General features: G+C 58.1%; 24 protein-coding genes. 12 read left to right on the forward strand and 12 right to left on the reverse strand.

Going from position 1 to position 21,493, the window contains the following annotated elements:
• Window positions 1-7 precede the first annotated feature (7 nt).
• Entirely contained in the window at window positions 8-370 is a 363-nt protein-coding gene (locus METFOR_RS09560) for a hypothetical protein (protein ID WP_015285929.1), read from the reverse strand.
• Window positions 371-453: 83 nt separating this feature from the next.
• A complete protein-coding gene (locus METFOR_RS09565; protein ID WP_015285930.1) occupies window positions 454-1,614 on the reverse strand; it encodes a serine hydrolase domain-containing protein in 1,161 nt (386 codons plus the stop codon).
• A gap of 358 nt (window positions 1,615-1,972) precedes the next feature.
• On the opposite strand from METFOR_RS09565, the gene METFOR_RS09570 reads away from it, so the two are divergent.
• Entirely contained in the window at window positions 1,973-3,745 is a 1,773-nt protein-coding gene (locus tag METFOR_RS09570; RefSeq protein ID WP_015285932.1) for a thiamine pyrophosphate-dependent enzyme, read from the forward strand.
• A gap of 57 nt (window positions 3,746-3,802) precedes the next feature.
• Here METFOR_RS09570 and METFOR_RS15600 read toward each other — a convergent pair whose 3' ends face one another.
• From METFOR_RS15600 to METFOR_RS15390, 3 genes are all read right to left on the reverse strand, one after another.
• The gene (locus METFOR_RS15600; protein ID WP_015285933.1) at window positions 3,803-3,943 is read right to left on the reverse strand and encodes a hypothetical protein; all 141 of its coding nucleotides are present in this window, start codon (window positions 3,941-3,943) and stop codon (window positions 3,803-3,805) included.
• Window positions 3,944-4,045: 102 nt separating this feature from the next.
• Window positions 4,046-4,552 carry a transcriptional regulator gene (locus METFOR_RS09575; RefSeq protein ID WP_048110923.1) on the reverse strand — a complete coding sequence of 169 codons (507 nt, stop codon included), beginning with the start codon at window positions 4,550-4,552 and terminating at the stop codon, window positions 4,046-4,048.
• Between the two features lie 90 nt (window positions 4,553-4,642).
• Window positions 4,643-4,831: a hypothetical protein gene (locus METFOR_RS15390; RefSeq protein ID WP_015285934.1), complete on the reverse strand. Its 189-nt coding sequence runs from the start codon at window positions 4,829-4,831 to the stop codon at window positions 4,643-4,645.
• 185 nt (window positions 4,832-5,016) lie between these two features.
• Between METFOR_RS15390 and METFOR_RS09580 the strand changes: the two genes are divergently transcribed.
• The gene (locus tag METFOR_RS09580; RefSeq protein WP_015285935.1) at window positions 5,017-5,448 is read left to right on the forward strand and encodes a nuclear transport factor 2 family protein; all 432 of its coding nucleotides are present in this window, start codon (window positions 5,017-5,019) and stop codon (window positions 5,446-5,448) included.
• 45 nt (window positions 5,449-5,493) lie between these two features.
• On the opposite strand, the gene METFOR_RS09585 is transcribed toward METFOR_RS09580, so the two are convergent.
• Window positions 5,494-6,309 carry a hypothetical protein gene (locus tag METFOR_RS09585; protein WP_015285936.1) on the reverse strand — a complete coding sequence of 272 codons (816 nt, stop codon included), beginning with the start codon at window positions 6,307-6,309 and terminating at the stop codon, window positions 5,494-5,496.
• A gap of 80 nt (window positions 6,310-6,389) precedes the next feature.
• Here METFOR_RS09585 and METFOR_RS14595 point away from each other — a divergent pair, with 80 nt between their 5' ends.
• On the forward strand, window positions 6,390-7,898 hold the full coding sequence (locus METFOR_RS14595) for a response regulator (RefSeq protein ID WP_015285937.1): 1,509 nt from the start codon (window positions 6,390-6,392) through the stop codon (window positions 7,896-7,898).
• Between the two features lie 119 nt (window positions 7,899-8,017).
• Window positions 8,018-8,485, forward strand: a complete 468-nt coding sequence (locus METFOR_RS09595; RefSeq protein ID WP_015285938.1) for a Holliday junction resolvase-like protein — start codon at window positions 8,018-8,020, stop codon at window positions 8,483-8,485.
• A gap of 67 nt (window positions 8,486-8,552) precedes the next feature.
• On the opposite strand, the gene METFOR_RS09600 is transcribed toward METFOR_RS09595, so the two are convergent.
• On the reverse strand, window positions 8,553-8,741 hold the full coding sequence (locus METFOR_RS09600) for a hypothetical protein (RefSeq protein WP_015285939.1): 189 nt from the start codon (window positions 8,739-8,741) through the stop codon (window positions 8,553-8,555).
• Window positions 8,742-9,161: 420 nt separating this feature from the next.
• Between METFOR_RS09600 and METFOR_RS15605 the strand changes: the two genes are divergently transcribed.
• A complete protein-coding gene (locus METFOR_RS15605) occupies window positions 9,162-9,323 on the forward strand; it encodes a hypothetical protein (RefSeq protein ID WP_015285940.1) in 162 nt (53 codons plus the stop codon).
• 91 nt (window positions 9,324-9,414) lie between these two features.
• Here the strand turns inward: METFOR_RS15605 and METFOR_RS09605 are convergent, their stop codons facing one another.
• Window positions 9,415-9,660: a DUF2769 domain-containing protein gene (locus METFOR_RS09605; protein WP_015285941.1), complete on the reverse strand. Its 246-nt coding sequence runs from the start codon at window positions 9,658-9,660 to the stop codon at window positions 9,415-9,417.
• A gap of 135 nt (window positions 9,661-9,795) precedes the next feature.
• Between METFOR_RS09605 and METFOR_RS09610 the strand changes: the two genes are divergently transcribed.
• From METFOR_RS09610 to lon, 3 genes are all read left to right on the forward strand, one after another.
• Window positions 9,796-10,146, forward strand: coding sequence for a pyridoxamine 5'-phosphate oxidase family protein (locus METFOR_RS09610; protein WP_233504386.1), 351 nt, complete (start codon window positions 9,796-9,798; stop codon window positions 10,144-10,146).
• Window positions 10,147-10,349: 203 nt separating this feature from the next.
• Window positions 10,350-10,769 (forward strand): MarR family winged helix-turn-helix transcriptional regulator, encoded by a 420-nt coding sequence (locus METFOR_RS09615; protein WP_015285942.1) that lies wholly within the window; start codon window positions 10,350-10,352, stop codon window positions 10,767-10,769.
• A 40-nt stretch (window positions 10,770-10,809) separates the two neighbouring features.
• A complete protein-coding gene (gene lon / locus METFOR_RS09620) occupies window positions 10,810-13,209 on the forward strand; it encodes an endopeptidase La (protein ID WP_233504388.1) in 2,400 nt (799 codons plus the stop codon).
• A gap of 95 nt (window positions 13,210-13,304) precedes the next feature.
• Here lon and METFOR_RS09625 read toward each other — a convergent pair whose 3' ends face one another.
• From METFOR_RS09625 to METFOR_RS09635, 3 genes are all read right to left on the reverse strand, one after another.
• Window positions 13,305-13,550: a DUF2769 domain-containing protein gene (locus METFOR_RS09625; protein WP_015285944.1), complete on the reverse strand. Its 246-nt coding sequence runs from the start codon at window positions 13,548-13,550 to the stop codon at window positions 13,305-13,307.
• A gap of 79 nt (window positions 13,551-13,629) precedes the next feature.
• Window positions 13,630-15,024 (reverse strand): MFS transporter, encoded by a 1,395-nt coding sequence (locus METFOR_RS09630; protein WP_199483983.1) that lies wholly within the window; start codon window positions 15,022-15,024, stop codon window positions 13,630-13,632.
• 14 nt (window positions 15,025-15,038) lie between these two features.
• Window positions 15,039-15,242, reverse strand: coding sequence for a hypothetical protein (locus METFOR_RS09635; RefSeq protein WP_015285946.1), 204 nt, complete (start codon window positions 15,240-15,242; stop codon window positions 15,039-15,041).
• A 149-nt stretch (window positions 15,243-15,391) separates the two neighbouring features.
• Here METFOR_RS09635 and METFOR_RS09640 point away from each other — a divergent pair, with 149 nt between their 5' ends.
• The 4 genes from METFOR_RS09640 (at window position 15,392) to fhcD (ending at window position 19,187) form a co-directional block, all read left to right on the forward strand.
• The gene (locus METFOR_RS09640) at window positions 15,392-16,714 is read left to right on the forward strand and encodes a serpin family protein (protein ID WP_015285947.1); all 1,323 of its coding nucleotides are present in this window, start codon (window positions 15,392-15,394) and stop codon (window positions 16,712-16,714) included.
• 560 nt (window positions 16,715-17,274) lie between these two features.
• Complete coding sequence (locus METFOR_RS09645; protein ID WP_015285948.1) at window positions 17,275-17,619, forward strand: STAS domain-containing protein; 345 nt, start codon at window positions 17,275-17,277, stop codon at window positions 17,617-17,619.
• 103 nt (window positions 17,620-17,722) lie between these two features.
• Window positions 17,723-18,283 (forward strand): 5-formyltetrahydrofolate cyclo-ligase, encoded by a 561-nt coding sequence (locus METFOR_RS09650; RefSeq protein ID WP_015285949.1) that lies wholly within the window; start codon window positions 17,723-17,725, stop codon window positions 18,281-18,283.
• Window positions 18,284-18,296: 13 nt separating this feature from the next.
• Window positions 18,297-19,187 (forward strand): formylmethanofuran--tetrahydromethanopterin N-formyltransferase, encoded by an 891-nt coding sequence (gene fhcD, locus METFOR_RS09655; protein ID WP_015285950.1) that lies wholly within the window; start codon window positions 18,297-18,299, stop codon window positions 19,185-19,187.
• A 21-nt stretch (window positions 19,188-19,208) separates the two neighbouring features.
• Here fhcD and METFOR_RS09660 read toward each other — a convergent pair whose 3' ends face one another.
• Window positions 19,209-21,428 carry a transporter substrate-binding domain-containing protein gene (locus METFOR_RS09660; protein ID WP_015285951.1) on the reverse strand — a complete coding sequence of 740 codons (2,220 nt, stop codon included), beginning with the start codon at window positions 21,426-21,428 and terminating at the stop codon, window positions 19,209-19,211.
• Window positions 21,429-21,493 lie beyond the last annotated feature (65 nt).

Genomic DNA, 21,493 nt, shown 5'->3' on the forward strand with positions numbered 1-21,493 from the left:
CCCTTTTTCAGGCAGCGTTGTCCCGCTTCACTGCCCAGCTCGCGAGACCATCGGCAAGGATACCGTAGATGATCCCGAAGATGAGGAGCATCGCAGCGCCGAAATAATTGTGAGCGAAGAACGGGACGATGCAGAGCAGGAGGCTGAAGAGTGTGCCAAAGCCGGCGCCACGGAGGACGGGACGGATGGCGATCCCGTCGGCAAACCCGATGACAAGTCCCTGGAGGACGCGGGCATAGAAGATCATCAGCATGAACCACGGCTCGGGCGTGATCCCCGGCGGCGCCATAAAAAGCAGGCTCCCGGCACACCATGCACCGGTCAGGATGCCGACAGCAGTCGTGATCGCGATCCGTTTCTTCTGCACCATTGCAGATCGAGAAGATGCGGGAATCGGGGATAAGCGTTTCTTTGTTTTTCTCAGGAAAAAAAGAGGTTTTCTGCCGGATTCCCTCACTTCAAGTACCTGGTGATCGCACTGCGGATATCCGTCACTCCCGCCTGCGACGTCCCCCCCATGCCGTTCAGGTTCCAGGTGACGTACGTATCCTGTTCCGGCAGGTAGTACCAGAAGGTGAACGACCCGGGATAGCCCCCGGTATGGCCAATCACGGTGACATTGGCTGGTGGAATGACAGCCTTCGCATAACCAAGACCATAGCCGGCCTTTTTGGACTGCGGCGTTGGCGTCTCCATCAGGGCAAGGGATTGCTTGCTGATCAACTTGCCGGTGCGGAGCGCCCGGTGGAAGCGGTTCAGGTCGGCGGCCGTGCTGACAATATCGCCTGCCCCGCGGTCGAACTGGATATAGCAATCGGTATAGTCAAGGAACGTCCCATCGCCTGCGGGCATCGTTGCCCGCATGTGCGGCCCGGGGATATGGTTGGTGTGCTGGAAGAAGGTCTCGTTGAGGCCGGCCGGGACAAGGATGTTCCGGGTGGCATAGTCCTCGTACGGGACACCGGCGGCCTTGTCAACGATGAGCGTGAGGAGGATATAGTTCACGTTCGAGTACGTGTAGTTCGTGCCCGGGGGATAGAGCGGGCTGTCCTTGAGTCCCATGTCCAGGCCCGCCTGGTACGGGACCGGTGTGTCAGGGTCATTTACTTCCTGAAGGTTGATTGCCGTCTCGTTGTAATCGGCAATGCCGCTCGTATGATCGAGGAGCTGGCGGACAGTGATTGCATGGCCGTTCGGGATGCGGGCCACGAGACCGGGCTCCAGCCAGCGGTCGATGGGGTCGTCAAGCGAGAGTTTTTTCTCTTCGGCAAGTTTCAACACCGCCACGCTCGTGAAGGTCTTCGATACGCTGGCGATCAAAAACCGCATGCCGGGCTGTGCCGGCTCACCGGTAATGGGTGATGCATTTCCGGCAGCGGAGTTCCATCTCCACTGGGGTGTCAGGACCTCGATCTGCATGCCGGGGATGCCGGCATCCTGGATCGCATTCCCGCTAAGGTCCTGGAGCTGGGAACGGATGTAAGCCGGTGGGAGGTTCTGCCGGGCATCGGATGTTGCCGGTGAAGGCTGTTGCAGCTGAACGCATCCCGATGATACCAGGCAGAGTATCAGGATGAGTGCGGCCGGGAGGGAAAGATAGAGGGATCTCTGCAAAATTGTCCACCGGAAGATTATCTGGATCCACCGCCATTAAAGGATTTTCGCATCAAAAAAGCCGGCATCCACAATCCCTGTTGCCCGGTTGCCACAAGGAAAACATTCATGGGATCAAAAAAGAGAGAGATCACTTTGCCTTCGGGCAGGATCCGGGTCCAGCCGCACTTCGACCTGGGGCGGGCCCTCCTCTTCTTTTGCATCATCTAGGGACAGTGCACCGCCAAAAGGGAGATATCTTTTGTATCCCCAGCGGCCGGCCACGCCAGCAATACGGACAGCGACCCATTGGGCGGGGGCCTGCACGATACCGAGGTTTATATTTCCCGTTGATCTACTCCCTACCGGGGCACTCTACATGACAACATGGCGATGCAGTGTTTGCGGGTACCTGTACGATGAAGCGGCCGGCATCCCGTCCGCGGGGATAGCAGCGGGGACACCGTTCTCCGGCCTTCCGGATGACTGGACCTGCCCGGTCTGCGGTGCGGCAAAAAGTGTCTTTTCTCTCGTGGCGGAGACCGATATCCATGCCCGTGCAGAGAGCACGGTCTCCGACGTGATGGCGGCTGAGCTTGCCGCGTTCGGGGTCCGGTATGTCTTCGGGCTCCCGGGCACATCCTCGCTCGGCCTTGTTGAAGCAGTCCGCAAAAACCCGGACCTCACCTATATCGTGTTCCGGCACGAGGCGAACGCTGCCATGGCGGCATCGGCGTATGCGAAACTGACCGGACAGGTGGCCGCCTGCCTCACCATTGCCGGCCCGGGTGCAACGAATCTTGTCACCGGGCTCTATGATGCAAAGGAAGACCATGCGCCGGTCATCGCGCTGAACGGGCAGTCGGAAGTCCAGTACACCGGCCCCGGGGGTGTGCAGGAGATCGACCAGGACGCTTTCTTCCGGCCGGTCACGGTGTATAACACCACGGTCGCCGACAAGAGCAGGGCCGTGCTGCTGTTGAGCCGGGCGTTAAAGTACGCTCTCGTGGAGCGGGGCGTATCGCAGGTGTCGGTACCAAACAACATCCAGAAGCAGCCGCTCGATGCATCGTTCTGCTCCCGCGAGTCCTGCATCCCGGGATTTTCCATCATCCCCACGGAAGACGTGATCCGGCAGGCCGCAGACCGGATCAATGCGGCAGAGCGGCCGGTCATCCTTGCCGGCTGGGGGGCGTACCCTGCGGGGAGGGAGGTCAAAAAAATGGCAGAGAAAATCGGCGCCCCTGTCCTCACAACCTTCCGGGCAAAAGGTATCCTCCCCGAGGGCAGCGGCTGGGTGCTCGGGATCCTCGGGAATGTCGGGTCGCCGCTTGCCCGGAAGACCGCGGAGGAAGCGGACCTCCTCATCACGCTGGGCGTTGGGTTCTCGAAGTTCACGAATGTGCCAGCGGACAAACCGATGGTCCAGGTCGATATCGATCCCACGAAACTGGGCAGGAACGACAAGACCCTCGCGGTCTATGCCAACTGCACGCATCTCCTGCCCCGCCTCCTGCCCCTTCTCCGGCAGCGGGAGACCCTCACCCGGAAAGAGGAGGTCTCCCGTATGCAGCGCGAGTGGGATCTCCAGCGTGACCGTGAGGCCGACAGCACCGCGGTGCCCATCCGCCCGCCGTATATCATGAAGGTACTCTCGGGACTCATCCCCGACAATGCGGTCATCTCGCTCGACGTCGGGGAGAACCAGTGGTGGTTCGGCCGCAACTTCCGGATGAAGCAGCAGCGGTTCGTGATGTCGGGATACCTCGCAACCATGGGATTCGGGTTCCCGGGAGCACTCGCCGCAAAGCTCGCGTTTCCGGACCGCCCGGTCTTCTGCATCACCGGCGACGGGGGCTTCTCGATGGCCATGGCGGATTTTGTCACCGCTGTCAAGTACAAGCTGCCCGTCGTAGTGATCATCCTGAACAACCGGCAGCTGGGCATGATCCAGGTCGAGCAGATGATGGAGCATTACCCGAACTTCGCAACCGACCTGCTCAACCCGGACTTTGCCCGGTACGCGGAGACCTGCGGGGGCACCGGGATCCGGGTAAGCAAGCCGGAGGAACTCGCGCCGGCAGTTGAACGGGCGATGCGGCTTTCCGGCCCGGTCATTGTTGATGTCGAAACGGACGCAAAGCGATTCTGAAAGGACCGGCTGGATTTCAATCGGGAAAGAAACAGGATCCCCCTCCTTCCCTCACGATTAGGCAGGAGGATCCCGTACGGGATCGGCATCCTCCAGGTATTTCTCCAGGATGGGGAGAACGTCCGGGTTCAGCTCATACCGGGCATTCCTTCCGTCCTTCCGGACCTCAAGGATCCCGTCACCCGATAACCGGTGCATGTGCCAGTTGATCCCGGCCCCTGAGATATGGAGCGCTGTCTCGAGCTCGTGGCGGGAGAGCCGGGGTTCTCCTTTACCATGAGAAGGAGCCTCCGTGTCGGATCAGTGCGGAGATACCTGATGACTTTCTGCTTTCTGCTCAATAGGGGGATATTTTTCCGAGTTCTCGTAATACCGGGTGTTCCGGGAAGTCTCAAGCACGGAGACCTTGTTCATCAGTTTGAGGACAGTAAGATGGTAGCGGAGAGAGTTCTCACGCACTCCGGTCTCCCGCGAGATCTCGGTAACATCCGCACCGGGGGACTCCCGGATATAGTGATAGATCACGCTCCTCGATGAATTCCCAAGTACGTTCTTCTTTTGCAGCTTCCGGTACCCCAGGTACAGGCCGAGCTTGACGATGATCAGGATCTTGAGGATCGTAAGGAGGTCAGGGAAGTTGTTGAGAGTAAAGAGCCGGAACTGATCTACCGGCGTTGCCGGCGCCGGTGGTTCCACCTTCACGGTATCTGCCGGCGTCCCCATCTCCGCGCCGGGCGGGAGAGGTTCGACAATGTAATCTCCCGGCAGGGCGTTTGCGGGAGAGACGATGAGCAAGGAGGCAGCCAAGCGCGAACAGAACGGCGTGCAGGCTGCCCCGGCAGAAAATCATATCCCGTTAATATACCACAATTCCGTTAAAATTCTTTTTATTTACTCTCAACTGAGCGAGGTCTGGTACGAGTAGGTCTCAGTCCCGCTCACCCGGTGACCGTACACGGGAGAGCGTGCGGGAAGGGGGCATATACCTTTTATCACCGGGTACCTTTCGCTTTGCTGCTTCGGAGCGCAAATTACCGAGATCGTGCACCGGAGCGCATAAACCGGAAAGAGCTGGCATTCTCCCATGCTGCATGGCACTCCTGATGCAGTACATCCTGCCGACACTTCTTTTGGCGTGTGCCACCGAAAGCCATGAAAAGAGAGGTCATCCGGTAATTCCCTGATCGGACAACCGGGTCGGCCGGAAAACAACGGGGAATCCGGATATGCCCGGAACGAATTTAAGCGAGAAGGGGCGACAACTAGATCCTATGACATTGACAAAAGCACAGGAAGAGGAGATTATTGCAACCATTGAGCAGTACGCCACGGCATACCGGAAGAAGGACATCCGGGCGTTCTCAACGATCTTCTCGCCGGAGATCAGCGGGTTTGGCAGCGGGGCGGACGAGGTGATCCACAACCATGCAGACCTCATCCGCCAGATCCGCCGTGACGTGAGCCAGGCGGACGTCCACGCAGTCGCGTTCTCGGACCGGCAGATCATCGGCGATGGCAGGATTGCATGGGTAACGTCAAAGAGCACGATGACGTTTTCCGTTGGCGGATCAGCTAAGCAGACGCTTTCCGGAAGGTCGACGATGGTGCTGAAAAACACCGGGAGCCGGTGGGTTATTGCACAACTCCACTTCTCGCTGCCATTTGGCGGCCAGTCAACAGGCCAGTCATTTCCCGGCGCGTAAGGTGCCGGAAGACCAGTCGTCTTTTTTCCCGTTGTAAAACCGGGGTCAGCTCCCTGTTTTTCCCTGTACTAGTTTTTCGGCACGGCGGACCCATGCAAGGCCCGGCCGGCAGAGGACAATGACAACGGTACACGCGATCAGTCCAATGGCCCCGATCTCCCAGCCTGCTGATGAGGGTGGCAGGAGGAGGATACGGAAGATACTCCGCCAGTCAAAGACAAAGAATGCGGCAAGAAAGAGGATGGCATACCGGACCGGCTGGGAATCGCCGGCAATGATCACATTTGCCCGGGGGAGAATCCGGAAGAAAAGACATCTCAGGAAGATAAGGATGAGGAGTGTCCCCGGGAAGAACAGCACCCAGGGCGAGAGCCCGAGCCCGTGGTTGATGTTCCCGATGTCGCCATTACCGGCAAACGCCCGTAACGGCATGTACGCGATAAGCTCCATCAGGTTCACGATAATGAACCAGAAGAAAAGATGGAACGACCATTTGTTGTTCGCCAGTGCCGGGGAGAGGAGGAGGTACATCCCTGCGGTTACGACAACGGCATGGAAAAGAAGCGGCATGACCGCGATGATCGCCGCATTAGTACCAAGCCCGGCGGTATAGAGTGCGGAATACGAGACGCCTTCATCCCAGCCGTCAAGGGTCAGCGGGTTTCCCCAGACGATCGCGAGCGGATCCTGCATCCTCCCCAGGAGAAAAGCGGTCGTGCTGTGGATATGCTCGTGGATGACAACGATCACAGACTGGAAGAAAAAATACGTTGCCGCTGCAATCATGGCATAGACGATGCCTTCGCGGAGCCCACGCTGCCCGTACACAGATACCGTCACCAGCGGAGACACAATAATCATTGTGGTTTTATCCCGCAGGCATTCATCAGGCCCGCAAAAAGACAAAGTAGTACACCTGCATACATCACTATCGCAATTCCATGGAACCAAAGTCCATCCTCATTGTCGAAGACGAGGCTGTTTCGGCGCTTGACCTCTCGAAGATCCTTAATAATCTCGGGTACCTGGTGGCGGCTATTGTCTCTACGGGTGAAAAGGCAATTGCGGCCGTAGACGCACAGCAACCGGATCTCATCCTGATGGACATCCACCTGGCAGGCAAGATGACCGGTATTGAGGCAGCAGTGAAGATCCTCCGGAACCATGCCATACCGATCATCTATCTTACGGCGCACTCGGAGCCGGACATTGTCCGGGAGGCAACGATCACCCGGCCCTACGGGTATATCATCAAACCGTTCACGGAACGCGAGCTCCAGACCGTAATCGAGATTGCCCTCTATAAAGCGGAACTGGACCGGGAGTACCGGAAGGAATATGCCCGTCTCGAAGACCGTACCCGGCAGCAGACAAAGAATTTGCAGCAGGCACATGACGCACTCCTTGCAAGCGAGCGGAAATACCTCGAGTTCATCTCCCTCCTTCCGGAGATCGTTTTTGAATGCGATCTTGCCGGGAACCTGACCCTCGTGAACGAGAACAGCCTGCAGTTCTTCGGATATACAAAGGAAGACCTGAAACGCGGGCTCAACCTTTTCGACCATATCGTTCCGGAGGACCGGGACCGGGTCAGGCAGGGCATCGGGAGGATAGCCGGCGGCGGTAAAACAGCCGGGAGCGAGTATACCGGTATGCTGCGCGACGGCACACGGTTCCCGCTCCTTGTATACACGACACGGGTAATCGAGAATGGACGCTGCACGGGGATCCGGGGGATCCTTGTCGACATCTCCGAACAGAAAAAGGCCGGGCAGGCAATGCAGCAGGTAATCGAAAAACTGGGGATCCTCAACAGTATCACCCGGCACGATATCCTCAACAAACTGACATCCCTCTCCGCCTTTCTTGACCTGATCGGCGAGGGCCAGTCCGGCCCGGAGAAAAAAGCCTATGTTGCGCAGTGCACCGCGATCATTGCAACCATCAACCGCCAGGTCGAGTTCATGCGCGATTACCAGGAGATCGGTATCAGATTGCCGGTCTGGCAGGATCCGGCAGCCATCATCCGTCATGTGGCAGAGGTGAATTATGCCCCGGACCTCACGATACGGGTCCCGGATCCGGGCTGGGAGGTCTTCACCGACCCGCTCTTCGAGAAGGTGATCGATACATTCATCGACAATGCCATCCGGCACGGGGAACACGTAACGACCATGACGTTCTCTGTCCGGGAAGTGGGGAGCGAACTTCACATCACCTGCGAGGATGACGGTGCCGGCATCCCTGCCGGAGACAAGGAGTATATTTTCGAGAAGGGTTTTGGCAAAAATACCGGCCTTGGCCTCTTCCTTGCCCGGGAGATCCTTGATATCACCGGCATCACCATCCGTGAGACCGGAGCATACCGGAACGGTGCACGGTTCGAGATTATTGTGCCAAAAGAGTCGTACCGGAAGGGATCTTTGCCATCCTCCCGTTCCGTTACCTGAGCCGGCTACCCCCACACAACACGGGATTGCAGGTTTTCCTGCCTTTTTCCGTTCCGTTCATTTTCACGCCCCGTGCCTCACCTATATCTCCCGCGTGGCAGACACAGAGAGGAGAATCCATGCCCGTGTCAGAAATCCTCATCGCAGTTGCTGCATTCTTCTCCGGCATCGTGGTTGCGTACCTTTTCTTTCGTGCCCGGGTAGTCATATTCAAAGAGCGGGCAAGAAACGACCTCGATCGCTGGAAGCAGGAATGCACAGAGGCAATCCGGAAGGACTCCGTTAACCGGTCACGGTCAACGCTAAAGGGAAAGATCGCGGAACAGATGGCACCGTTTCTTCCCGGGTTCCCCTACTCTGCTGCGGACGCCCGCTTCATCGGGAGCCCGGTCGATTTCATTGTCTTTGACGGGTACTCAACAGCAAAAGACGGAGATTTTGGGGAGGTCAGCATTGTGCTGGTCGAGGTGAAACAGGGGAAAGGGAAACTGACCCGCGGGGAGTCGCTGGTCCGGAGGGCTGTCGAGGGGGGCAGGGTCAGCTGGAAGACAGTAACGATACAAAACGAGGATGCCGGGCCTGACTAAAAAAACCGTGAGGGGAGAGGCTGGGTGATCACCGGAAAAACCGGGGAGATGGGCCCCTCATTCCGGCTTATACCGGAGTCATGATGTTCAGGCGTGTCCTGCAATGACGGCAGGAGGCGACCCGGGACTTCTTGAAATGATCGCGGGGCGAGTTGTTGACGATGATGCTTTCGGCTGCACATGCGGGGCAGGTGAACCGGATAACATAGCCGGTGCGGGTGCCCCGTATTTCGGGATACAGTTTCTGGATTGCCATAGTCTTGAGGTAACAAAGATGAGTATTCTCTCCGGTTCCCAAATGTCAGGGATACCCGGAACGGTTATCAGAAAAGGTCTTGCGGAGTACAGAGCGGGCAGGGGATCTCTTTTAGTCCTGCACGGATCGCGGGTGTCAAAACCGATAATGACTGTATAATATTGGGTGTTCAAGGTAAATACAATGATGGGCGGAATCCTGAGAGCGGGTCCTGAATACATAGATTCAACAGCTCAACCGCCATTGAGACCTGTATCACATGGTTGACGGTTTAACGGCATTTTCCAGAGACTCCCGCATTTTTCCAGCGATGGATACGATATCCAAGGGTATCCTGAGGTCTTTTTTCTCCTGCCGGCCGGAGAAACCATTCCCCGGGCGGAAGGTGCAGGCAGGCCGGCACCTGCCGGGTCGTGTGCCATGACATCCCTGTGGAACCGGCTGCTCGGCAGATCGGAGATCCTGCGTTCCCGTCCCTGGGACCTGACCGAGATCGTCCCCCTTTCTGAACGACTGTGGTTCCGGCTGCTTCTCATCGCGCTGGGCATACTTCTGCTTGCCGCGGTATTCGTGATGCTATGAGGGGAAACGTAAACCCGGCAGCCGGAATAATGCAGGTTGCCCAAATACCGGATCAGTTAAGGTAACAGCAGGTCTGATTAAAAAAAAGGGATTATCGCCGCACACAGAAGAACCCGCCACGGAGGTGGTTCTTTATGTAGATCTCGCAGGCCTGGCAGAAGCACCCCATCATCTTCATGGATGTTGCCGAAGAGGGGCCGCGGGCACAGAAGAGCTCGGTGGGCTGGTGCTTGTCCAGGCAGTGGTGCTTGGCATTCGGGCACCGCGTACAGTAGTTCCGGCAGATCTTCCGGTTCTCTTCGGTATCTTCGATGACAGGTTTGCTGGATTCAAACATGATGGAAAAGGTGGGAATTTATGGATAATAGATCTTTTTATTTTTCCCTCCCGTCATCCGGCATGAGGGGAGGGTATCAGTCCTCACCTGGGGCGATGGGTACGGGGCTTATTCTCCCTGGAGCGATCCGGCGTCGTGCAGAAGGAAACACCTATGTGCCATTCCCGTGAAGTAACCCGGCAGGGTGAAATGATCACGGTTGCACTCAGCAGCGAGGTTAAGGAGTCCCTTGAAGGGACAAAGATTGTCTTTTTTGCAACGGCGTCAAAGAGCGGGATCCCCAACGCGGTGCCGGTGGGGGCGTTCAAGCTCCTTGACGAGGCAACGCTCCTCATCTCCGACCAGTTCTTTAACAAGACCTTAGCGAACATGAAAGAAAACCCGAACGTGGCGGTCACCTGGTGGGGGGACAAGGGAGGATTCCAGGTGAAAGGGACCGTGACCATCCACACGGACGACAAGGTCTTTTCAGACGACGTTGACTGAATGAAGGAGCTCCGTCCCCAGCTGAAGCCCAAGTCCGCTGTTGTCCTGAAGGTGACCGGGGTCTACAGCATCAGGCCCGGGGCGGATACCGGCAAAAAGATCCTCTGATCCTTTTTTCCTGTCCTTTGGCAGGTAGGGTGGAGATCCTGTCCCGGATCACCAGTTTTATTATTAGGCACACCCTAACTAATTTCGATCGGAGCATGGACGAGACAGAGGAGCAGCTGTACAATGCATTAGGCGGGCTGCTGAAGATCAAGAACGAATGTTCCTGCTCTGTCTTCTCCGAATGCGGCCTCTCCGATATGACCGTAAAGCAGATCGCGTACCTGAAAGTGATCAATGAACAGGGCGAGGTCACGTTCAGCAGGCTTGCCGAGCTCACCGGGACATCAAAGCCCACGGTGACCGAGATGATCAACCGCTGCGTCCGGATGGACTGCGTGTACCGCGAGCCGTGTCCCGATGACCGCCGGATCCAGTATATCCGGCTCACGGACAAGGGCCGTATGATCGCCCGGGCCGAACAGGCGGCCCTTGAACGGGTTGCTGAACGGATGCTGGATGCGCTCGATGAACAGGAACGGGACCTGCTGGTCAGGATCCTGCGGAAGGTCCGGTAATTTTTTTCGCCGGGAGAAAAGTTAGGTAAATTCGAACTAAATGATTGAGGAGACAATGCAAACCACAACAAAAGACACACCCGGAGAGACGCTGGTCATCCCGCTCTTCGAGCTGGTCGTCTACCCCCAGACACAGACAAAATTCGGGGTGGACAGGACAACCGGAGACCTGATCCTGAAAGCAGAAGGAACAACCGGAGCCGCCCACGCGGTGGCGCTCACCGTCAGGAGCGGAGTCAGGGCATCCGAACTGACTGCCGGGTCCCTGTACCGGACCGGAAACCTGCTGGAGGTGGTGCACGTAGAGCCATCCGACGACGGTTATATCATCTGCGCAGAAGTCGTCGAGAGAGTGACCGCTCTTGCGATAATGGAGCGGGAGGGGCGGTTCTATACCACCTACCGGTCACTGCCGGACGAACAGGACATCGAGAAAGAGTTGCAGGAACGGATCCTTGCCGACATCAAGCTCACCATCCACGAGACGAGCAGCCGGTTCTCGGGCTCCGAGCACTTCACGCGCCCCATCGACAGCATGGACTCGATCGACCAGGTGCTGGGCTTCGTCATGCCCTTCCTCCCGGTCAGCGTTGAGGAGAAGCAGGCGCTTCTCGAGATCTCGTCGGTCCGGCAGCGGTACATCACGTTCCTCGAACTCCTCATCCGGACCCGGGACACGATCGCGATCCGGATGGAGATGGCAAAGAAAGTCTCCGACCGGGTTGGCAAATCCAACCGGGAGGCCATGCTCCGCGAGCAGATGCGGGTAATCCGGGAGGAACTGGGCGAAGAGGACGGCCCGGCGGCAGACAGCGGGTACCGCGAGCGCATCGGGCAGTCGACAATGCCGGAGGACGTAAAAAAGAAGGCACTTTCAGAGCTGCGAAAACTCGAGACGGGCGGGCCGCAGAACCATGAGAGTTCCGTGATCCGGAACTGGCTCGATCTGCTGCTCGACCTGCCCTGGACAACGGAAGAAAAGAAGAGCATTGACATCAAAGAGGCACGAAAGGTTTTGGAGAGCCACCACAACGGCCTCGCGAAGGTGAAGGAGCGGATCATCCAGCACCTCGCGGTCATGAAACTCAAAAAGGAGAAGCAGGGATCCATCCTCCTCTTCTCCGGCCCGCCCGGGACCGGCAAGACGAGCCTCGGGAAGAGTATTGCCGAGGCGCTGGGCCGGAAGTACGTCCGGATCAGCCTTGGTGGCGTGCGGGACGAGGCCGAGATCCGGGGCCACCGCCGTACCTATGTCGGTGCCCTGCCGGGCAGGATCATCCAGGGTATCCGGAAAGCCGGGACCCAAAACCCGGTATTCGTGCTGGACGAGATCGACAAGCTGGCCTCGTCCTACGCGGGCGACCCGGCAAGCGCACTCCTCGAAGTCCTTGACCCCGAGCAGAACAGCACCTTCTCGGATCACTACCTCGAAGTCCCGTACGACCTCTCGGACGTGCTCTTCATTGCAACGGCCAACACGCTTGCAACCATCCCGGCACCGCTCCTCGACCGTATGGAACAGATCCCCATCTCGGGATACACCAAGAACGAGAAGTTCGCCATAGCAAAAGACCATCTCATCCCGGCAGTCCTCGCCGAGCACGGCCTCGATGCCGACACCCTCCGGTTCGATGATGAGGCCACAAAGATGATCATCGACAAGTATACCCGGGAGGCAGGTGTCCGCTGGCTCAGGAAACAGCTGGCGAAAGCCGCACGGTACGTCTCCGAGAAGATCGTTGAAGGGGAGACAGAAAAGCCTTTTACGATAACGGTGGAGAACCTGGGCACGGTCCTTGGCAGGGAACTGATCCGCCAGGAGGTAATCCGGAAAGAACCGGTCCCGGGCGTTGTCACCGGGCTTGCCTGGACGCCGGTCGGGGGCGAGATCCTCTTTATCGAAGAGACGTTCATGCCGGGCACCGGCAAGCTCACCCTCACCGGCCAGCTCGGGGACGTCATGAAGGAGTCGGCGACCATCTCGCTCTCCCTGATCCGGTCCCGGCTTGCAGGGCAGCAGACCGGCTTTGACTTCATGACAAGCGACATCCACATCCACGTGCCCTCCGGTGCAACACCCAAGGACGGCCCGTCAGCAGGGGTCACGCTGTTTACCGCGCTCGCGTCGCTCATCACCGGGAAGACGGCGGATCCGGAACTTGCCATGACCGGGGAGATCACGCTTTCCGGATCGGTCCTGCCGGTGGGCGGGATCAAGGAGAAGGTGCTCGCAGCCCACCGGGCAGGGATAAAAAAAGTGATCCTCCCGCGGGAGAATCTCCGCGACCTTGAAGACGTGCCGGAAGACGTGCGCGCAGACCTCGCGTTCGTGCCGGTGGAGTCGGTCGAAGACGTGCTCCGGGAGGCGCTCGGGATCACCCTCTCCCGTACTCTGGGCCGGCATCCCGCAAACAGTGCAGTCCCGGTCCAGGACCTCTGATAGTGTTCCTGCCCTTTTTTCTTCGCGGGAGCCCAGTCACTCCTGCGGGGGCGCTCTCCCCCACCTCCCGCGTGAACCGTCCCTCCCGAAAGCCGTCAGTGCCGTTCGCAAAAATGCCCGATGACAAGACTGTGCCGGGCAAAGAGCTCACAGGCCGGGCAGAAGCAGCCGGCTTCTTTCATCCGGGGTGCAGCCGACGTCCCCCGGGAACAGAAGAGCCAGCCGGGCTCGTACCGGCTGAGGGCGTTCTGCCGGTAGCTCGGGCAGGAACCGCAGTACTTCATGCAGGTCTGCACGTTTGCATCAGAATCCTCCACCTTTGTGGTGTCAGGTTTCATCATACAGGATGGATAGTCTGATCCGGAATAAGAGCTTTCTCCTACCGGTTTCCGGAAAATGCAACCTGCGGCACCCGCCGGATCATGCCGGCTTCTTTGCCCGCATCAGCGAAGCGCCGATCCCGATGATGCAGAGGACGGTGAAGAGGACAAAGGCATACCGGAGGCTGGTGAGGAACTGCGGGTAGAACTCCGGCGTGATCTCCACGCGCCCGAGAACGAGCGCAAAGATCATCATCGCAATCCCCATCGAGAGCATCTGCCCGATGACCCGCATGGTGCCGTTCATGCCGGACGCAACGCCATACTGCCGTTTTTCGACCGCGCTCATGATGGCGTTGATGTTCGGGGACGAGAAGAGGCCCAGGCCGGCGCCGAAGATGACGAGGCAGATGATGATATACGAGAGGGGCGTTGACGCGGACAGGAAACTGAGCAGGAAGAGACCGATGGCACCCAGCCCCATGCCGGCCGATGCAACGATCTGCGGGTCGATCCGGTCGGAGAGCCGGCCGGCAACAGGCGAGAAAAGCGCCATGACCGCCGGCTGGATGATCAGGACCAGGCCGGCATATTCCGGGGAGAATCCCTTTGTGTACTGGAGATCGAGGCTTAAGAGGAAGGTCACGGCATAGGTTGCGCTGTAATTGATCAGGGCGGCGAGATTCGAGAACGTGAAAACGCGGTTTGTCGTGAAGAGGTGCATGTCAAGGACGGGGGAGGGGGTTCGCGTCTCGTACCAGACAAAGACCATACCGATGACAAGGCCGGCAGGAATAAGGAGAAGGCCTGCCATGCCCGGCACTTCCGAGAACCCGTACATCAGGGCAATGAGGGCGAGCGCGTACAGCACTGACCCGGTGAAATCAAAGGACTCCCCCGCGCACTCCGCCCATTCGCCGTCAAGTTTGGTGACAATGAGGAGACAGGCCATGATCCCGAGGGGGATGTTGACAAAGAAGATGCTCCGCCAGCCAAAGTAATCGGTGAGCAGGCCACCGAGAAGCGGCCCGGCCATGAGACCAACAAAGACCGCCGTCACATAGATCCCCAGTGCCTTCCCGCGCTCCCCGGTGGGAAAGACCGAGGTGAGGATGGCGATGCTGGTGCCATAGATAAGGGCGCCGCCGAACCCCTGGAGGGTCCGGGCCAGGACGAGGAGAGTCGTGGTGGGAACCATTGTTACGAGGAATGAAGATATGGTGAAGATTCCGATGCCGTACAAAAAAACCCGTTTCCTGCCATAGATGTCGGCAATCCTGCCGAACGGGACGAGAAAGACCGCCGCAGCAAGGAGGTACGCAGTCGAGATCCACGAGAGGGAGACTGCATCCATGTGGAACTCCGCGCTGATGGACGGGAGCGCGATGTTTACCGCAGAACCGTCAAAGGGGGTGATAAACCCGGCAAGCAGCGCTATGAAAAGCACGGTATAGCGCAGGGAGGGGGTCAGGGAGATTTTCAGGGATGGATCCAAAGAATGCAACCGGATCACCCGCTCCCGTGACCGGGCACGTCTTTTGAGGGGGAAAACCGTTCAAGGTAACATTCTCCCGATGACAGTTTCGTGCCGGGCGCAAGATCCAGGAGAAGGGAAGATGCGTGATCGCTGCAGACATAGGCAGCACAGCAGCCAAAGGACTCAAAGCCGATCGCGTCCTTCCTGCACCGTGCACACTTCTTTTCCCCGGTCATGATTACACTCTGGTTTTGCGTGTCTGATACATGAGTCTTTGTGGTCTTTTGCACGGCCAGCTCCCTCCGCTCATGAGCTGACAGCGGAAACTGCGAAATAATCCGCACTCATCGCCACATATATTTTCCCCACAGATAAAACCGGATCTATGGAAAAAGAATTCCTCCCCGCAGGGATCCTCGTGATCCTCATCATTGCCGCCCTTCTCGCGGCCGGCTGCACCGGCCCGATCGTTTCCCCTGCCCCGTCCCCCGGGGAGACCGCAGTTGTCACTCCTTCACCATCACCCGGCGCGACCACAACGTCAGGGGATGCCAGCTCGGTTGCCGAAGCAAACAACCGGTTTGCTTATGATCTCTACCCGGCCCTTGCAGCAATACCGGACAATGCCAACAGGAACCTCTTCTGTTCCCCCTTCTCCATCTCAACCGCACTGGCGATAGCCGGTGAAGGGGCGAACGGGAAAACCGCTGATGAGATCCTTTCTGTCCTCCATCTCCCAAAAGATTCTGCCACCCGCCGCACCGGGTTTGCCGGGCTGAATGCCAGGATCAACAATGCCAGTGCCGACTACACGCTCCGGACCGCCAATGCGCTCTGGGCGGAGAAGACCTATGAGTTCCTCCCGTCATTTACCGAAACTGCCCGCCAGTACTATTCTGCAAATACCACAAACCTGGACTTTGCAGCAGCACCGGAGGAATCCCGGTCAGCCATCAACCAGTGGGTTCTGGAGAAGACCGAGAAGAAGATCCGCGACCTCCTGCCGCAGGGAAGCATTAATTCCCTGACCCGTCTCGTCATCACCAACGCGATCTACTTCAAGGGAACCTGGGCCCGGCAGTTCGATGCGAATCTCACGCGGGATGCGGGTTTTACAACATCCACCGGACAGATCACAAAAGTCAGGATGATGCAGGATAGTGGGGAAGACGCGAAATACTGGTATGCGGAGACCGCCGATCTCCAGTACATCGAACTCATGTATTCCCAGAAGACAGAGAGATCACTGTCCATGGTCGTCCTGTTGCCGAAAGGAAATGACCTCCGCCTGGCAGAAGCAGCCCTTTCTGAAAGCAACCTCTCGGCACTCAAAGAGAGCGCACAGCACCGGACGGTGGAGGTGTACTTCCCGAAGTTCCGGATGGAGACAGGATACGAGCTGGCAAAACCCCTGTCTGCCATGGGGATGCCCACGGCGTTCATCCCGGGATCTGCGGATTTCTCCGGCATGGACGGGACGCACGAGCTTTTCATCAGCAATGTCTTCCACAAGGCGTACATTGACGTGAACGAAGAAGGCACCGAGGCTGCAGCGGCAACCGCGGTTGTCATGCAACTCCGGGGGGCGCCTTCCGGTGGCAAAACGCCGGTCTTCCGGGCCGACCACCCGTTCATCTTCCTCATCCGGAACAACGGGAGCGGGGAAATCCTCTTCCTCGGCCGGGTGTCGGACCCGGCTGCCGGATAATTTTTTGCCATCGGATTGCAGGAATGGGGATTACCGCATATCGGTCTGAGGATCAGGACAGGGTTTCCGACATCCTTCCACAATCTTCTGCGGGTATGAAAATCCCCGGGATTTTCATCAGCGTTCTATGTTGCTTCGCATCATAGCGCGCTCTGGAGAAATCGTTCGTATCCCGCCCTCAGTGGGTGAAGGAAGGGGATCCCCTCTCTCGCTCGAAGAGTGCTGATGCACTCTTCTCGACCTCCTTTTGGTCGATTCCCAGAGGGGGGCGCCCAAGAGGACAAGCGCCCCTGACTCCCCTTTCGAACAAGACTCTTCCATAGATTCCTGTACACATCATGCTCCACGGTCCGAACCGTCGTCAGACTGCGAGGATGAGAAGAATCCGAAGGATTCTTCACGGGGCGAGGGGCGACAGAGCCCGAACGCCCGTGGCTCCATCACTATCCGACACAATCCCTCGCAGGATTTCTAGAGAGCACATTTTTAAAAACACAGATCAACACTCTTAATACGGTCCAAAAAGATTCTTGAATCAGCACGCTGGAGGAACCGGTATCATGGGTTTGTGTACGGTACGGGAACAGGGCAAAACACTCATCGTCTCCGTTCCTGAATCCGTGGACCATGTCGCGGCCCTGAACATGGAAAAAGAGTTCCGGGAGTTCGTGGCGCGCCAGCCGGATGCCCTTCTCTGTGACCTGTCCGCTACAAAGTACATCTCCAGTTCCGCGCTGCGGATCTTTCTTGAGACAGCAAAGGCGGCAAAACGCGCCGGGATCCCGTTTGGCCTGTTCTCACCCACTACGTTTGTCAGCCACATCATCGACGTCTCCGGGTTCGCATCCATCTTTGGCATGTACGATACAGAAGAAACAGCGCTCCGTGCGGTATCCCGCAGGTAAGTCCCCGCATTCCCGGGCAGGCCAGGGGACCATTACCCCATGCAGGACTGGATTCGGGCATACTCCAAAAAGACATAAATAGCACCGTTCTCTACTACTGCCCATGCGGGAAGAAAAAAGCAGAATCCGGCAGATCCTGCGGGAACGCAAGAGTGCCATGACCCCGGAGGAACGGCTGATCAGGAGCAGGGCAATCTGCGACCACCTGATGCCCCATATCCGGGACACCGAGACCGTGATGGCCTACACGTCCAAGGAGATGGAGGTCAATACCGTCCCCATCATCCAGGGCCTTCTCGACCGGAACGTACCGGTGGTTGTCCCGATCATTGTCAAAGAGGACGTGAGCCTCCGCCTCACCTACCTGCGGGACTTTGCTGCGCTCGTGCCAAGCACCTTCGGAGTCCCGGAACCTATCGGGAGCGAGATCCCGGCCCGGGGCGAGGACGTTGACACGATCATCCTCCCCATGCTCGGGTTCGACCGCACCGGGGCACGCATCGGGTACGGTGCCGGCTATTACGACCGGTTCCTGGAAAAATTCCCGTCGCTGCGCAAGATCGGGATCGCGTTTGCCTGCCAGGAGATGGAACGGCTCCCGCTGGACCCGACTGATGTCCGCATGGATTACATTATCACCGAGAACGGCATCGTATATCCTTAAGGGTTGACAACCGATGAAGATCAACGGAACGGAGATCCTTGACACGTTTGCCGAAGCGTTCCCCGTCTGGCTATCGCGGGTCATCATTACGGCAGCGACACAAGAATGGGCATACACCACCGCCTCCGTTGCAACCGGTTTTGCCACATCGAAGATCGCCTGTCCCTGCGAGGCAGGGATCGAGCGGGAGTTCCTTTCCCGTGAAACACCGGACGGCAGGCCGGGAGTCTCGATCCTGATCTGTGCCGAGAAGAAGAACATGAAAGCCAATGTGGCTGCCCGGATCTCGCAGTGCGTTCTTCCGGCCCCGACTGCCCGTGCCTTCGATGGCCTGCCCGATGCCCCGTCCCGGTTTGCCATCCGGATGCACTATTTCGGCGACAGGTACGAAGACCGGTGTACCATTGGCGGCAGGAGCTGCTGGAAGATCCCGGTGATGGAAGGGGACTATATCGGCGAGGAGCGGTACGGCACGGTAAAAGGTATTGCCGGCGGGAATTTCCTCGTGATGGGAAAGGACCAGCCCTCTGCCCTTGCCGCGGCAACCGCTGCAGCCGCATCCATCCGGGGGATGCCTGGGATCATCATGAGTTTTGCCGGGGGGATTGTGAAGAGCGGATCGAAAGTGGCAAGTAAAAACTACCGGTTCCCGATGCCGGCCAGCACCAACCACCTGTTCTGTCCCACGCTGAAGGGAAAGATTTCCGATTCGCTGGTCCCTGACGGTGTCGGCTCAATATACGAGATCGTGATGAACGGCACCGACGAGACTGCGATCAGGGATGCCATGAGAAGGGGAATAACCGCCGCAACACAGACCGGGATGGCAAGCCATATCGGCGCATCGAACTTTGACGGGAAGCTCGGCCAGCACCGGTTCTTCCTCCACCCGCTCTTTTCGTAAGTGCAGGGTCAGAAGGCACTGTCACCTGCCGGGCGCAGGATCCCCGTCCCGGTCCGCAAACCGGTACGCTCCCTGCGGGACGAAAATCTCGAACCGGGCACCCACTCCCGGTTCCCCGCACTCGCGGATCGATAGCCCCGTGACCGACAGGATCTCGCGGACCAGAAAGAGACTCATCCGTTCCTGGCCCGTGCCCTGCTTCTCGAAGATCGCGGTTTTTTTGGATCTCTCGATTCCGAGGCCGTTATCTTCGAAGACCATCACAAGACCTCCCGTTGTCTCATACCAGTGGAGCCGGATCTCCGTTGCCGTTTTGGCATGCACAAGGACATTCTCGGTAAGCGAGACGAAGACCTGCTCAAAGAGCGAGTCTGCATAAATCTCGAGTCCTTTGACCCGGAGGTCGCGGGAAAGACGGGTGAAATCATGGTGGGAGATCGCCATCAGGAATGCCTGCTGGACATTCTGCCACCGCGGCGGGGTAAGCCCGAGGTTCTGGTAAATCCGGATGAACTGGAGCGATTCGGTGATGCCCCGCACTACTTCAGCCTGCTTTGCGACGAAGTACTTCAGCCTCTCTCCGGTTGCCAGGGATTTTTCCAGTTCAAGGTACCCGGAGAGGGTGAAGACCGCGTTCTGGATATCCTGGAGGGCGACGGTATTTAAGAGGCTGAGTTTGGTCCGGGCCTGCTCCAGGGCATGCTGGCTCCGTGCAAGTTCGTCATAGTTGCGGCGGAGCTCCTCTTTTGCCCGCGACAGCTGGTCGTATGCGGCAATTAACTCGGTGTTCTTCCGGATCATCTCCTCCTCGGCGCACCTGCGCTGGGTGATGTCCCGGAAAATCCCCTCAATGCCGGCAATCTCTCCCTGTGCATCGAAATAGAAATGGCTGGTCGTGGAGACGTACTGTACAGACCCGTCCTTTCTCTTCAGGCAGACCTCGTAGTCCAGCACAAAACCATGGGCATTCATGGCATCGAGAAACGCTTCGCGGTCGGCAGGGTTGCAGTATATCTGCCGGGCGATATCAAGGCCTGTCATGTCTTTGGGAGTTTCATACCCGAGCAATTTTGCTCCCGAGGGGGAGATCATCACAAGCCTGCCATCCGCGTCGGAGCGGTAGAAGACATCCTTCATGTTCTCAATGATTGCCCGGTATTTCTCCTCGCTGTCGCGCAGAAGGGCTTCGGCCTTCCCCCGCTCATCGAGTTCGCGGGATAATTCCTCTGTTTTTACCCCAACCGCATGCGCAAGCGACCGGTTCCAGAGCAGGATACCCAAAACAACCAGCAGGAGTGCGCAGAAACCCACGATGATCGCGGGCAACAGACGGCTGTCGATACCGGGCGGCTGGAGGGATCCCGTGATCCAGCGATCAACTATCACTTCCTTTTCCTGAGGGGTGATTGCTGCAAGGCCCTTGTTGAGGATTGCCAGCAGCTCGGGCTCATCGCTCCTGACACCGATGGCAAGGTTGAACGTTTCAGGATCTTCCGGAACGTACTCTCCCACGATATGGAGGTTCGTCAGCCCTTCCTTCTCCACGTACCAGCTGGTCGTGGCAACCTCGCCGACATAGGCATCGACATTGCCGAGGGAGACTGTACGTAAGGCATCCCGGATGGTCGGGACGACCGTAAGGTTGATTCCGGGATAGTCGTGCCGGAGAAGCTTGTGAACCGTGTACCCATCCACCGCAACCACGGTTTTTCCTTCGAGGCTCCCGACTGTCACCGGCCCGGTGACGGACGTCCGCGCGAGGATGACAAGCGCCGGCTGGTAATACGTGCGGGTGTAGTTGAGGTATCCCGTCCTGAGATGGGAGGTATAGACAGCGCCAAGGATGGTGCGGTTTGTGGCCCGCAGGTGCTCGACACAGGCATTGAAATTATCTTTTTTTATATCGGTTATCGCAAGGCCGGTCTTCTCGCTGATGAGCTGCAGGTAATCTGCCGAGATCCCGGCGTACCGGCCGGACTCGTCGTAGAATTCAAACGGAGGATACTTCGGGTCCGGGCAGACCGTGATGACGGGATGATCGCGGATCCAGCGGCGTTCCCCGTCCGTGAGGGAGACGGGATAACCAGGGCCGGAGTCAGGGAGGGTGGCAGGAGACGGGGCCGTAACGAGATGGAACGCTATGCCGATGATGATAAGAGCAAGGATAATGCCGGCTGCCGGCAGGGCGCACTTCCGAAGACCTGATAGTCCGGGGATCCCGACCATCTTGATCTTGGACATTATTTTTAAACTTAAGATACTTTTTGCCCGCGACGGTTTCCAGGACGAGATCCCCCGGTCATCCA

This window comes from Methanoregula formicica SMSP (assembly GCF_000327485.1).
Classification (GTDB): domain Archaea; phylum Halobacteriota; class Methanomicrobia; order Methanomicrobiales; family Methanospirillaceae; genus Methanoregula; species Methanoregula formicica.

Coding starts and splice junctions, on each gene's coding strand:
- METFOR_RS09640 (WP_015285947.1), top strand. CDS start 15,392: ATGGAAAAAGAATTCCTCCCCGCAGGGATCCTCGTGATCCTCATCATT.
- METFOR_RS15600 (WP_015285933.1), bottom strand. CDS start 3,943: ATGCACCGGTTATCGGGTGACGGGATCCTTGAGGTCCGGAAGGACGGA.
- METFOR_RS09660 (WP_015285951.1), bottom strand. CDS start 21,428: ATGTCCAAGATCAAGATGGTCGGGATCCCCGGACTATCAGGTCTTCGG.
- METFOR_RS09560 (WP_015285929.1), bottom strand. CDS start 370: ATGGTGCAGAAGAAACGGATCGCGATCACGACTGCTGTCGGCATCCTG.
- METFOR_RS09600 (WP_015285939.1), bottom strand. CDS start 8,741: ATGGCAATCCAGAAACTGTATCCCGAAATACGGGGCACCCGCACCGGC.
- METFOR_RS09605 (WP_015285941.1), bottom strand. CDS start 9,660: ATGTTTGAATCCAGCAAACCTGTCATCGAAGATACCGAAGAGAACCGG.
- METFOR_RS09645 (WP_015285948.1), top strand. CDS start 17,275: ATGGGTTTGTGTACGGTACGGGAACAGGGCAAAACACTCATCGTCTCC.
- METFOR_RS09615 (WP_015285942.1), top strand. CDS start 10,350: ATGGACGAGACAGAGGAGCAGCTGTACAATGCATTAGGCGGGCTGCTG.
- METFOR_RS09625 (WP_015285944.1), bottom strand. CDS start 13,550: ATGATGAAACCTGACACCACAAAGGTGGAGGATTCTGATGCAAACGTG.
- METFOR_RS09585 (WP_015285936.1), bottom strand. CDS start 6,309: ATGATTATTGTGTCTCCGCTGGTGACGGTATCTGTGTACGGGCAGCGT.
- METFOR_RS09650 (WP_015285949.1), top strand. CDS start 17,723: ATGCGGGAAGAAAAAAGCAGAATCCGGCAGATCCTGCGGGAACGCAAG.
- METFOR_RS15605 (WP_015285940.1), top strand. CDS start 9,162: ATGACATCCCTGTGGAACCGGCTGCTCGGCAGATCGGAGATCCTGCGT.
- fhcD (WP_015285950.1), top strand. CDS start 18,297: ATGAAGATCAACGGAACGGAGATCCTTGACACGTTTGCCGAAGCGTTC.
- lon (WP_233504388.1), top strand. CDS start 10,810: ATGATTGAGGAGACAATGCAAACCACAACAAAAGACACACCCGGAGAG.
- METFOR_RS09635 (WP_015285946.1), bottom strand. CDS start 15,242: ATGACCGGGGAAAAGAAGTGTGCACGGTGCAGGAAGGACGCGATCGGC.
- METFOR_RS09580 (WP_015285935.1), top strand. CDS start 5,017: ATGACATTGACAAAAGCACAGGAAGAGGAGATTATTGCAACCATTGAG.
- METFOR_RS09595 (WP_015285938.1), top strand. CDS start 8,018: ATGCCCGTGTCAGAAATCCTCATCGCAGTTGCTGCATTCTTCTCCGGC.
- METFOR_RS14595 (WP_015285937.1), top strand. CDS start 6,390: ATGGAACCAAAGTCCATCCTCATTGTCGAAGACGAGGCTGTTTCGGCG.
- METFOR_RS15390 (WP_015285934.1), bottom strand. CDS start 4,831: ATGGGAGAATGCCAGCTCTTTCCGGTTTATGCGCTCCGGTGCACGATC.
- METFOR_RS09570 (WP_015285932.1), top strand. CDS start 1,973: ATGACAACATGGCGATGCAGTGTTTGCGGGTACCTGTACGATGAAGCG.